The 12,237-nt window shown below is 57.0% G+C and carries 11 protein-coding genes; 4 read left to right on the top strand and 7 right to left on the bottom strand.

Going from position 1 to position 12,237, the window contains the following annotated elements; translation table 11 throughout:
- Nucleotides 1–26: 26 nt before the first annotated feature.
- The gene (locus tag ABD890_RS11060; protein WP_373355718.1) at nt 27–1,541 is read right to left on the bottom strand and encodes a sulfatase family protein; all 1,515 of its coding nucleotides are present in this window, start codon (nt 1,539–1,541) and stop codon (nt 27–29) included.
- A gap of 287 nt (nt 1,542–1,828) precedes the next feature.
- Here ABD890_RS11060 and ABD890_RS11055 point away from each other — a divergent pair, with 287 nt between their 5' ends.
- Nucleotides 1,829–2,185, top strand: coding sequence for a YciI family protein (locus ABD890_RS11055; RefSeq protein WP_345088755.1), 357 nt, complete (start codon nt 1,829–1,831; stop codon nt 2,183–2,185).
- 4 nt (nt 2,186–2,189) lie between these two features.
- Here ABD890_RS11055 and ABD890_RS11050 read toward each other — a convergent pair whose 3' ends face one another.
- The 6 genes from ABD890_RS11050 to ABD890_RS11025 form a co-directional block, all read right to left on the bottom strand.
- Nucleotides 2,190–3,791, bottom strand: a complete 1,602-nt coding sequence (locus ABD890_RS11050) for a glycoside hydrolase family 140 protein (protein ID WP_345088753.1) — start codon at nt 3,789–3,791, stop codon at nt 2,190–2,192.
- A 123-nt stretch (nt 3,792–3,914) separates the two neighbouring features.
- Nucleotides 3,915–4,361, bottom strand: coding sequence for a tellurite resistance TerB family protein (locus tag ABD890_RS11045; RefSeq protein WP_345088751.1), 447 nt, complete (start codon nt 4,359–4,361; stop codon nt 3,915–3,917).
- A gap of 62 nt (nt 4,362–4,423) precedes the next feature.
- On the bottom strand, nt 4,424–4,867 hold the full coding sequence (locus ABD890_RS11040) for a tellurite resistance TerB family protein (RefSeq protein ID WP_345088749.1): 444 nt from the start codon (nt 4,865–4,867) through the stop codon (nt 4,424–4,426).
- A 178-nt stretch (nt 4,868–5,045) separates the two neighbouring features.
- On the bottom strand, nt 5,046–6,419 hold the full coding sequence (locus tag ABD890_RS11035; RefSeq protein WP_345088747.1) for a sodium:calcium antiporter: 1,374 nt from the start codon (nt 6,417–6,419) through the stop codon (nt 5,046–5,048).
- A gap of 59 nt (nt 6,420–6,478) precedes the next feature.
- Nucleotides 6,479–7,411, bottom strand: coding sequence for an SRPBCC family protein (locus ABD890_RS11030; RefSeq protein WP_345088745.1), 933 nt, complete (start codon nt 7,409–7,411; stop codon nt 6,479–6,481).
- A 156-nt stretch (nt 7,412–7,567) separates the two neighbouring features.
- Entirely contained in the window at nt 7,568–7,894 is a 327-nt protein-coding gene (locus ABD890_RS11025; RefSeq protein ID WP_345088743.1) for an ArsR/SmtB family transcription factor, read from the bottom strand.
- A gap of 414 nt (nt 7,895–8,308) precedes the next feature.
- Here ABD890_RS11025 and ABD890_RS11020 point away from each other — a divergent pair, with 414 nt between their 5' ends.
- From ABD890_RS11020 to ABD890_RS11010, 3 genes are all read left to right on the top strand, one after another.
- On the top strand, nt 8,309–9,724 hold the full coding sequence (locus ABD890_RS11020) for a DUF2254 domain-containing protein (RefSeq protein WP_345088741.1): 1,416 nt from the start codon (nt 8,309–8,311) through the stop codon (nt 9,722–9,724).
- Between the two features lie 109 nt (nt 9,725–9,833).
- On the top strand, nt 9,834–10,595 hold the full coding sequence (locus tag ABD890_RS11015; RefSeq protein WP_345088739.1) for an ATP-binding cassette domain-containing protein: 762 nt from the start codon (nt 9,834–9,836) through the stop codon (nt 10,593–10,595).
- A 56-nt stretch (nt 10,596–10,651) separates the two neighbouring features.
- Nucleotides 10,652–12,211 (top strand): ABC transporter permease/substrate-binding protein, encoded by a 1,560-nt coding sequence (locus ABD890_RS11010; RefSeq protein ID WP_345088737.1) that lies wholly within the window; start codon nt 10,652–10,654, stop codon nt 12,209–12,211.
- Nucleotides 12,212–12,237: the final 26 nt, after the last annotated feature.

Raw genomic sequence — 12,237 nt, 5'->3', positions numbered from 1 at the left:
CTCTTCGTTGATTCGCGATGTAGCGATTACTTCGCGGTTTCGATCTTGGCGAGCAACTTTTGTAACTCGGCCAGTTGCTCTGGATGCTTGGCGGCGATGTCGGTTTGTTCGCCGGGATCGGTCGAAAGATCGTACAGCGTCGTCTTTTCGTTCTTCCCGCGACCTTGGCGAACCAGCTTCCACTGGCCAACCCGCAGGCCAATGCCACGCGGCGATTCTTCGACGACGTATTCGCGACCCTTGGCATCGACTTCACCGAGCAAGGTTTCTTTCAGGTCCTGGCTGTCGGGCAGGGCACCTGGGGGAACCGGCTGATCGACAATCGCGGCGAAGGTCGCACCCAGATCGGTGGTGGTGATCATCTTGTCGCTGGTCTGACCAGGCTTCACGACGCTTGGCCACTTCACGATGAAGGGTGTGCGTGTGCCCCCTTCAAACGGCGTGTACTTGCCGCCACGATATGGCCCGGCCGGCTTATGTTCGCCCAGCTTTTCGACCGCTTCGTCTTTGTAGCCATCGTCCAGCACCGGGCCGTTGTCGCTGCAGAAGACGATCAGGGTATTGTCGGTCAGCTTCAATTCGTCGAGCGTTTTGACCAGTTCCCCCACGCACCAGTCGAGCTGAACGACCGCGTCGCCACGCAGGCCGAGCGACGACTTGCCCTGAAAACGTTCGTGCGGCATCCGAGGCACGTGCAGGTCGTGCGCGGCAAAGAACAGGAAGAAGGGCTCGTCTTTGTTGGCATGGATCCACTCGGTCGACTTCTTCACCCATTCGTCGGCCAAGTCTTCGTCTCGCCAGCGCGCGGCGTGACCACCGGAGAAGAAACCGATGCGGCCGATACCGTTGTGGATGGTGTTGTTGTGGCCGTGACTCCAGTCAAGCTTCAGCGTATCGCGGGCCGTGACACCCGTTGGCTGGCCGTCGGGATTCTCGTTGCCGACCCACAGCGGATCGTTGGGATCGAGATCGCGAACCCGATGGTTCTCGACGTAAACGCTCGGGACACGATCGTTCGTCGTGGGCAGCAGGAAGCAGTAGTCGAAACCGAGCTCGAGCGGACCTGGTTTCAGATCGCCATTCCAATCGGGGCCTTTCCCTTCGCCCAGGCCAAGATGCCACTTGCCGACCACCGCCGTCTTGTAGCCACCCTTCTGCAACACTTCCGGAACCGTTTCCGTTTCCTGCTTGATAATCGAAGTCGCGTTGGGTGGCGCGATGCCGGTCCCTTTCTGGCGGAAAGCATACATGCCGGTCAGAAACGCGAATCGCGTTGGCGTGCAGGTCGAAGTCGAGCAGTAACCGCTGGTGAATCGCAAGCCATCGTTCGCCAAGGCATCGATATGCGGTGTTTCGACGCCGGTGGCCCCGTAGCAACCGACATCGCCATAACCGAGATCGTCGGCCATGATCACAATGATGTTTGGCTTATCAGGCGAAGCGGCATTCGCGGAAAGCGTGAAGCCACATACCAGCGTCAGGGTGACCAGCATGGTGACCCGGGGGGAAGGAGAACAGGGTGAGCGAAAGCACCAAGGCATGGCAGGCATCCTTTGAGAGTCGAGCGACGCGATTCAGGAATGTCAGGGGGTGGAACTAACCTGACGCGACCAGGCGGAAAAAGCAATGGAAAGGTGGGCATGGTCCACGAGAACCGCGAAAAACGGATCTTTTGCATTGTGATCTCTCGCGATAGTAGCGTCAATTCCGCAAGTTCTCGGCGGTGATTGGTTCATTTGCCACCGGGATGCAAAATAAATGTCGATTGGCCATGACCTGGATCGACTACCGGTTAAGAGAACCCATTCACAAATACGGGATGCACCTGATGAAATACATTCTGCTGATGTACAACGCCGAAGAAGCGTTCACGCCGGAAGAGATGCCAGAGCATATGAAGTACGCGCTGGACATCTGCCACGAACTGCACGCCAAGGGGCAGTACCTGGGAGCATCGCCGCTGTTATCGATCAGCACGGCGACCAGTGTCACAGCCCATAGCGGCCGGGCAGAATTCCGCGACGGACCATTTGCCGAGACGAAGGAGCAGTTGGGAGGCTACGTGCTGATCGACGTGCCCGACCTCGACGAAGCGATCGCGATCGCTCAACGGTTCCCATCGGCGAAACGTGGCACGGTCGAGATCCGTCCGCTCTTCGAGTTGGAAGGCTTGCCTGACAGCTAATCGCTTACGGTCGTGCGATTAGCACCCAGTCTTGTTGGTCTGGTGCTGCAAAAGTTCCGCTCGAGGAAAGCTCTGCCGCGGTGCGGTTGCCGATACGAGGGTTGAACCATTCAAACTGCCTGGCAGCGGCAAGCCTGGTTCGATCGATCTTCACCCAACCGCCCGTCGGCATATAGATCACGGCCAGGTCTCCGTCGACGCTGGCGGCGGCTGCGATGTGCTGCGAAGGAGTGTCATTGGCCGAGCTGCCAGCGATCACTTTGTCTTCAGGAACGAGCGTCCACCAGTCGAGCGACGTGAACAGTTCCGCCAGGTGCTGCATGCTGTTGCTGCCGGGCAGTTGCATCGCTTCATTCCAAGGCTTCGCCAGACCGGAGCCCTTGTGATTGAGCGGCGTGCCTGGTTTGGATTCCCAACTCCAGATTCCATGGGCACCGTACGTGACGCCTGCCGTTGGCGTGCTGAGCAAACTCCAATAGCAAGCTCGACGGACGTTGTAGGCGGAATGAGGCTGCTTCGATTGATAGGCGAAGTGAGCTTCGTAGCAAGGTTCCGAGTTGATAATCGGGCGATGGGGCGACTCGTTCCACTGCTTGGCTGGTGGTCCAGAATAGGTCCACTTCAGTGCGCCGTCGCTGTCTCCGTGGCCACTTTGATAGATGTAGAAGTCGAGCCATTTCTGATCGGCGAAGCTTGCCATGTCCCAACGCATCCCTTGCTGATGCAGCGTAGCAGGGGCATGGGGGCGATTGCCGAAGACGGCCTGACCGATCTTCTTCCAGTGCTCGGCGCGGTTGCCTCCGTAGTTCTCATCGCCACCGAGGAACCAGGCGACATGATTCGCTCCGTAACGTGCTTCGATGTAGCGAGCGAGGCGAATGGCCTGGTCGGTCGGCAGCTTGCCAGGCGTGTAGCTTTCTTCCCCCAGGGCCCACAGGATGACAGGCACCGCCAGCATATCGTGGGCGTTAATCGCGTCGATGCGGGCATCGATTCTCTGGAAGAACTCGGGATGAATCTCGATCGTTTCGCGACCGGTATAGGCGACCTGACCTTCAGCGTTGTGATAGGCCGCACGCCATGGCGTGGTGACAACTTGGATCGCGGTGAACGACTTTTGCTGACGATCGTTCAGGTACACTTCCCAATCGGTCGCCGTGGCCAGCAGGGCACCGTTCCACGCCGTATCGGCCAACCAAAAGAATGGCGTTCCGTCGGCATGTTGCAAAAAGCGTCCGTTGTCGGAAACCTGAATCGGCCCATGTTGTTCGAAAATCGTGTCCCCGGTGTTGGTGATACAGACGAAGCTTCCTTGTTGGTCGGCCAGTCCTTTCTGGCCCCGGATGGCATATTTCCAGATGCCAAGCTCGTCTGGCATGAACCGTACCCTCCAAGTCTGGCCACCATCCCAGTACATGCGCGGCGAAACCTTCTTGCCGGAAGGACTGAGTAGCTGCAGCTGAAATTCTGCGGAATTCGGCGTCTGCGGATCAGCCTCGAAGGCATGTTCCCAGCGGTTCCATTTGCCAACCGATTCGGCGGCGACGGTGGCTTGGAGGAAGTGTGCGATCAGCGCAGCAGCGAGCAAGAGCGAAAAGCGGGGCATGGGGGAAACTCCGACTGGAGTGGTCAGGGGGAGGCAGAAAAGATTGCGAGCAGAACGAAAGGGGACCGTCCTGCCGACGAAGGCAGAACGGCCCTTGGTTTGGCTGGGGAAGGCGAGCGATGCCTAGCCCTGGTTTTTGAAGACCATAACCTGAACGATCGTTTTGGCTCGCGTATTGTCGAGTTCGAGCTTGATCATCAGGTCATCAATGAATTCTTTTTCATCCGCTTCGACCACACCGTCGGCCAGAACGATATCGCAGCAGTTGGCGAAGACCGTTTCTCGCAGTTCCGGTGGAACGGCCGGAATGGCGCTGGCGATCAGCTTTTCCGGGCCGCCTCGCTTGAGGATCCCTAGCAGGCGATCCATCATCGAGTTGAACTTGTGTGGCGGAACGTTCTGATACATCTTCATCCGGCCCAAGGTGGTGACCAGCGTACCGACTTCTTCGTCCGCGATATGGCCGTCACATGCCGACGCAGCCAAAAGCGTTCCAGCGAAACCTTCCTGCGGACCGAACTGTTCCGGAGCGAACGAAGAGTCATCCAATACATCGTCGAATAGTGACATGAGGCTATTCCCAATCGTCTGAGGGTGAGATAAGCGTGAGAGGCTTGAGTACCGGCGAGCCGTTAACCTTTGTTCTTGATGACCATTACTTCAGCGATTGTCTTGGCGGTTTTGGCATCGATCTGCAGCTTATCGCGAAGCCGTTCGATGAAGACTTTTTCTTCCGCTTCAACAACGCCGTCGGCCAGCACGATATCGCAAGCATTCGCGAACGCGGCTTTGGCCAGGTCTTTCGGCAAGGTCTCGGTACACGAGTCGATTAACGCTTCGACTCCTTTCTTCTTCATGAAACCATGCAGCTTGTTCAGAGTCTTGCCATACTGACGACCGTCGTACCTTTGGTACAGCTTCATGCGTACCAGGCAGGTAATCAGACCGTTGACTTCATCATCAGCAATGTGGCCATCACAACCACTGGCACCCATCAAGATCCCGGCGAACGATTCCTGGGGCGTGAGTTTGGAGGAACCTTCCATTCCTCCGAAGAGTGAGTCGAGCAATCCCATCGTCTGGATTCCCTTTAGCGACAACTAATGAAAAGGACAGTAGATAGAGTCGACGCCAACCAGACTAGATAGATCGGGGGGCACCGATTCGTCGGTTGCCATCCTACAATAGAATGGTGCCCAATACCTAAGAAAAACTGGCCGACTTTCTCGGCCAGTTTTAATGGCAAAATAATCCTTACAGGCCTAGAAGTCCGAGCAAACTGAAGCCGAACGAACCCGCCACGGCATAGGCGATGAACAACCCGTATAACAGGCACAGAATAATCGATTTAGTACGCGTCAGTTGATGACGATGCCACAGGATCATTAAGGTGATCGCCGACAACGTCGCCAATAGAACCCGCAAGTCGACCAGGCCTTCGATCGGCTTGCCGTCGTTCATTAGCAACACCGGTTGCCAGCCCAGGAGATACGAGTTGACCAGCAGCGGAATCGAAAGGCAAACGCAGATATCGAAGATGTTCGAGCCGAACACATTCGAGACCGCGCCAGAGTCGTCGCCACGCATCGCGGCACCAATCGACAGAAACGTATCGGGCACGCTGGATGCCGCCGCCGCGAGAATCACCGCGACAAAGAAGACCGGGACGTTCAAATAGTGAGCGGTCTCGTTGGTTACTTCCACCAACCAATAACAAGACAAAGCGGCGATGGCCGTGCACGCCAACAGCACCAGTGTCGCCGTCAGACCATTGAGCGGGATCTCGAACATGCCATAGAACGCTCCCGCCGATTCGGCTTCGTCATCCTCATCTTCATCGGCCGCACTTTTGATCTTCTCGACTAGGGCGTGTGTCGCCTGGATCTTTTCGGCCTTCAGCGTGGCGACGATTTGTTCGGTCGGCGTCTGGTGACCAACTTCGCCTAGATGGGCATGGATAGCATCCAGGGCATACTGGTACCGCCTGGCATCAATAAACAGGTGGACGATATACGCGGCATACATGCCCAGGAACACAAGTCCCATCCACCAATACATACGATCGTTGAACAGAAACAGGATCAGTACCACTTCGCAGGCCAAAAACCAAAAGCCATCGCGGGTGATGACTTCGGGTTCGACATTGATGGAAGGCTGCGACTTGCGATAGACCGAAATCACCAGTCCGCAAAAAGCCGGAATCAGAATCATGTTGTAGACGGCGCTGCCGGCACATGTCGCCAGGGTACTGCCGTAGCCATCGGCCCCAGTCTGGGCGATCTCGCTGGCGGTTCCGTTGGTGTTCATCACCGCAACGATGACAAAGAAGATCCCGCTGAATAGTTCCGGCATACTGCTGGCCACGGCATCGAGCGTCGCGCCACGGACGGAACCCGGAATTCGCAACGTTTCGCCGACCCACTGGGCAGCGTCCGCGAAAGGATCGCAGGCCTGCCAGATGACGATCGAGATCACGACGACCTGCAGAATCAGGAAAGCGAGGGGAACATTGAGAGCCCAAGGCGAGCAGAGAATCAACGCCACCAGCGCGGCAACGGTGACTCCGATGGCGGTCCATTCGGGGCCATTGTCGCCTGTGGCTGGACTCTGATCGACATCCTGACTCATGCAAGACTCCTGAGATCGCTTCGTTGCGATGCTCGTTGCGAGGGAGGTAAGAAAGCTAACTATTTCAACGGCAGGTAAATCTTGGTGCGTAGCTGATCAACCGGCGTCTGCTCGGGATCGTTCTCGTAGATTTCGAAAGCACTGCAACTGGCAAGTTTCCAGTTGTGGTACCGAACGTGCTGATTGGCGGCGCTCCAGGCATTGCCCAGGTGATTGTAGTCGCCGACATGCTCTACGCAAAAGGCCTTTGTTTCCGGGGTCGACCACCGTTCCAGAGAAGCAGGCACCGCGGTATCGGCGGATGGGATCATCAGGCCGACCGTGTATTCACACGTTTGCTTGCCGATGTCGAACTTATGATAGGCCGCCATCATCTGGCCATCGACTGGCAAGTTGTTCTGCTGAAACAGCGCCATCATCTCGCCAATCGCGCCCTGCATCGAAGGGCCGATATCGCTGATCGCACAGCGGCGGCGCAGGCCCGCCATGGCGATCGGGCCAACCGTTGTGTTGCCGAGGATGTTGGTTTGCGTCTGGATCGATCCGGTCTCGATCCATTCTTTCAGCATCCGCAGTCCCCGGGCATAGTCCATGCTGATCGCCCCTTTGACCATGCCGGTCATCCAGAACAGAAACCAGGGCAAGCTGCCACTCATCCGCCAGGTGACTTTGGTGCCCAGTCCTGACGGAGCGAAGTCGAAGCCGACCTTGGCCTTTGACTTGTAGGGCTTTGAGAAGCGGATTTCATCTTCGATCAGCCGGTTGGGTTCGACCTGCAGATGCTCGAGCTCGCCGGCGCCGACCACGGTTCCTTCCCATTGGTAAAGCGAACCAGGGGCATTCGAGACCTCGCTGACAGTTACCTTGGCGGTCGGTTCCGAGCAAAGCCATGGGCTCCAAGTTGTCCAGGTTCGGAAATCAACCACTTTCTCGAAGACAACTTCTGGCGACGCGGCAATTTCAACCGACTTCTCGACTTGAAAACGTGGCATGCAGATTCTCGCGGACATGCCGCCATGGCGGATAAATTCCGGCAAAGCGGCTCAGGTGGCCTGGGGGAAAAGCAAGCCACGATTATGAAAGTCCGATCCGGTCGAGTCAAAGCAATTCAAGACCGAAGCGAGAAGGGAGGCTGCAGCAGGGGAGGGCTACTTCGAGCAGACGAGATCGACGGTGCAACAGCCGAGATTGATCATCCGCGGTTCTTCTTTCGTGCGGTTCTTTTTCGCCTTCTTGACATCCGGGTGCAGCGAGTAGATCACGAAGCGGCCCTGCTTCTCGGACTGGACAACTTCGGCCTGGCGTAAGACGCCCAGGTGATGCGAAACCTTGACAATATCTTCCATCAATCGGTCTGACAGTTCACTAACATTGATCGAACCATCAAACAAGCACTCTACAATTCTCAGGCGATCCGGATCGGCCAGAGCACGCAGACGCCCGGCGCAAAGTTCATAGTCAGATCGTTTCTTCATAGCAGTCTTCGGCTTCCCAAGGGACTGGCGAACTCAGTTGCTGGCGTGAGTAAGCCGTGATTGTTCCGCAGATTCTATGGCGTCCCCTCCACCTAGGCTAGGCAAGCAGCGGAAACCACTGTCGGTTGTGTGGAGAACACGCAAAACACTTAATTGTCCTGGCTTTTTTTGATATCTGAGCTCGATTTGACCATGCTTAGGTGGGGGGACATCGATGCCAGGTTGAGTCGTTAGACTAAAGCGAATGGCGCAGCCTTTGCACCATAATGAATGCTGGCCTGGACAACGTTGTAAATCGAATTGAAAGCCGGTTGATGGCTAAGCCTCCGATGGGGCTGGCCGATATTGGCCAACTTCTGGCCAGCTTGCACCCTGAATGAATTGGCAACTGCGATGATGGCACCGGGAAAATTGTTGAATCTTTGGAATCGCGCTCAGCACAGTCTCTGGTTTGTGCCTATTTTGTGCACGTTCGGTGGCGTGATCGGAGCGATCTTAATGCTCTGGATCGACAGCGCGGTGAAACAATCTTGGGATCGTCCGTTTTGGCTCGAGACGACGATCGATGGTGCCCAAACGGTTCTGTCCACTATCGCTGGCGGCATGATCACGGTTGCCGGTGTGGTGCTTTCCATGGAGATGGTGACGCTGTCGATTACTTCTTCGCAGTTTGGATCGCGTGTCCTGCGAAGCCGCCTCGGCGACCGCACGACCCAGTGGACCATCGGCATGTTCCTGGGAACGGCCGTTTACAGCTTGTTGGTCTTGAAGATGGTCCGAAAGCTGGGGGAAGACCAACTGTTCGTTCCGCACCTCTCGGTCATGGCGGCGATTATCTTCGCCCTGACGAGCCTGGTCGTGCTGCTGTATTTCATCCATCACGTCGCGATGATCGCCCAGGCACCTGAGATTGTCGCCACGCTTTCCAGCGATTTGAATCGTTCGATCGAGCGAATCTTTCCCGAAATGGTCGGCGATGGCTCGGTCGATAACGAGAAATACCAACGCGACCTGACCGATGCCGAGAAGCAGTCACTGCAAGACGGAATACGTGTCACGGCAAAATCAGAAGGATACGTGCAAGGGATTGAAGCGGATCAGCTGCTGAGTCTCGCCCAAAAGCATGACTTAATCGTCGAGCTTCCCAAACGTCCTGGTGACTTCCTCTCGCGCGGGGAAACGATGGCTCGCCTCGTGGCAAAAGGAGACCTTGATCGCGACAAGGTTAGCAGTCTGATCAACGAAGCCTTCATCATTGGCAACAATCGAACGCCATGGCAGGACGTGAACTGTGCCGTTCATGAACTGGCCCAGATGGCGGTGCGAGCGCTTAGCCCAGGCATCAACGATCCCTATACGGCGGTCAACTGTATCGACCGGTTATCCTCCGCATTGGCCCAGTTGGCTCAGCGGCGGATGCCGAGTGCGAATCGTTTCGACGACGAAGGTAGCTTGCGACTGGTGGTCGATCGGCAAACGTTCACCGGCGTGATGCACGCCGCCTTCGATCAGATCCGCTGCTATGCAATCGGCAGTGTGGCGGTCTCGCAGCGATTGATGGAAGGGTATCATCGCATCGCCGATGTCGTGGAAGATCGTTCCCAGGCCGACGATGTTCTCTACCAAGCCCGGCTGACGATCGAAGGGATGCAAGAGCAAGCTCACCATCCGGCCGACTTGAAGGTGATTCGAGATCAATATCAGCGACTGACCGACAAGCTTCAGACTTGGCTCGATCGCCAGCCGAAGCAGGAAAAGGCTTCGAACGAGGAAAGTGTCGAAGAGGAATCAGAGGAAGAAGGGGAGGCAAGTGGCGAGGTGATCGGGTAGGCTGCTAGGCAACTTGGATCGCGGCAGAAAAACTTTCTGTCCTAACGATCTCGCTTTTTCGCCATATAGATGTGGGCGGAAAAGAACTCATCCAGGCAGGAAAAAGCCGATGATCGAACTACGCGATATCTGTAAGTCTTGGGACGGCGGCAAAACGTTCGCCGTCAAGAATGTTTCGCTCGAAGTCCCGGCCGGCAAGGTTCTGGCATTGCTGGGGGGCAGTGGTAGCGGCAAGAGCACCACGGTGAAGATGATCAATCGCCTGATCGAGCCAACCTCAGGCTCGATTCTCGTAGGTGGCGAAGACATCACTCAGCAAGATCCGACCCTGCTACGCCGGCGAATCGGCTACGTCTTTCAAAGCATCGGACTACTGCCGCACATGACCGTGGCCGACAACGTGACGCTGCTGCTTAAGCTGCAAGGAGTCGCGGCCGAAGAGCGGACCGAGCGGGCAAACCAACTGCTCGATATGGTCGACCTCCCCTCGGAGACCTTTGCCAGGCGATTGCCGAGTGAACTTTCGGGCGGGCAGCGTCAACGAGTCGGCTTTGCCCGAGCCTTGGCAGCCGAACCGAAAGTAATGCTGCTGGACGAACCGTTTGGGGCGCTCGATCCGGTGACCCGCGACACCCTGCAAGTCGAATTTCAACGCATCCAGCGGCAGCTTGGTTTGACGGCGGTGATCGTGACACACGATATGGCCGAGGCCTTACTGCTGGCCGACGTGATCGCAGTGATGAACATGGGGGAAGTGCTTCGCATTGGGACCCCGCGTGAACTGCTGCAAGATCCTGGCGACGACTATGTTGCCCGGCTGCTGGAAACGCCTCGCCGTCATGGTCAGCTGGTTCACGAACTAGGCAGCTAACCTGAGGCCCCATCCCTTCCTCTCGCTCCTACGTCATTGCTTCGCGAGTCCTTCCCATGTTCGACGCAGACTTCTGGTCTCGGATTCCCCATCAACTCAGCCTGCTGCCAGATCGTTTGGGCGGGCATGTCTTCCTGGCGTTCTCGTCGCTGTTGGCTGGCGTGTTGATCAGCATTCCACTGGGGATCTTTTGCTCGCGCCGTCCCAAGGCAGAGCGAGGCGCCGTGACGATTGCCAACGTCATTCAAACAATCCCGGGCATGGCGTTGCTGGCGATCATGGTCTTTGCCTTCCAGCGAACTGGAATGTTGCCGGCATGGGTTGCTCTGGTGCTATATAGCATTCTCCCGATCTTGCGAAACACGATCGCCGGCATGAAAACGGTCGACCCTGGCTGCATCGAAGCGGCCGATGGAATCGGGCTCAATCGCTGGCAGAAGCTACGCATCGTCGAGCTTCCCTTGGCTGCGCCGACGATCCTGGCAGGCGTTCGGACAGCATCGGCCTGGGTTGTCGGTGCCGCGACCTTGGCTTACCCGGTCGGAGCAACGAGCTTGGGGGATTACATCTTCGCCGGTTTGCAGACAAGCAACTCGGCCGCGCTGATGGTTGGTTGCGTTTGCTCGGCCGCGTTGGCATTGCTGCTTGATATGCTGCTGGGTGGTTTGGAAGTCGCCTCGAAGAAACGTAGCCGCATGTGGGCTTTCGGTTCGATCGCTGGCATGGCGGCGATCGCGGTCAGCCCGTTGCTGTTGCGAGCCATGCACCAAGAGAAAACGATCACGCCGGTTCCTGAGATGGTCGCGGCCGAAGCGTTCCAACAAGACAAACCGTATGTCATCGGCGGGAAGCCTTTCACCGAACAGTACATTCTGATCGACCATCTGCGTGAGGTACTGCAGGAAGAGAATCGCGAGACCGAAGTGAAAGCAGGTCTCGGATCGAATGTGGTGCTGCAGTCGCTCAAGCGTGGCGAGATCGATTGCTACGTCGATTACAGCGGCACCCTGTGGGCGAACGAGATGGAGCGGTCTGACAACGTTTCGTCGGCCGAGATGATGATCGACATCGGAACGCATCTGAAAGAGCAGGGAATCCTGACGCTGGGGCCGCTTGGGTTCCGCAACGATTATGTCTTCGCCATGCGAAAGGAGCAGGCCGACGAGATGGGAATCCGATCGATCGCCGACCTGGTGCCGCATGCCAATGAGCTGACGGCTGCCTGCGAGATCGAATTCTGGTCGCGGCCGGAATGGAAGAACGTGCAAACCGAGTACGGTTTGCAGTTCGGCAAGACAAAGTCGATGGACGCCGCTTTGATGTACGGAGCCCTCAGCCGGGGCGAGGCCGACGTGATTGTGGCTTACCGTACCGATGGCCGTCTGGGCTCGGGCGAGTTCGTCGAGCTGGAGGACCCACGCTTCGTTTTGCCCCCCTACGATGCGGTCTTGCTGGTATCGGAAAGACTGGCCAAAGATCGAGCGGCCATCGATAAATTGCGAAAAATGGTAAATACGATTTCGACGCCCGAAATGCGGAAAGCTAATGGAATGGTCGACTTGCAAGAGAAATCGGTCGCCGAGGCGGCCGCCACCCTCGATCCCCCCGTCAATTAGCTGCTAGGCACCAGGACTGAATCGGG

This window comes from Bremerella cremea, from assembly GCF_039541315.1.
In the GTDB taxonomy this organism is placed as follows: domain Bacteria; phylum Planctomycetota; class Planctomycetia; order Pirellulales; family Pirellulaceae; genus Bremerella; species Bremerella cremea.
Note: the sequence above shows the minus strand (reverse complement) of the source record. Positions and strands in the feature narration are given on the sequence as shown.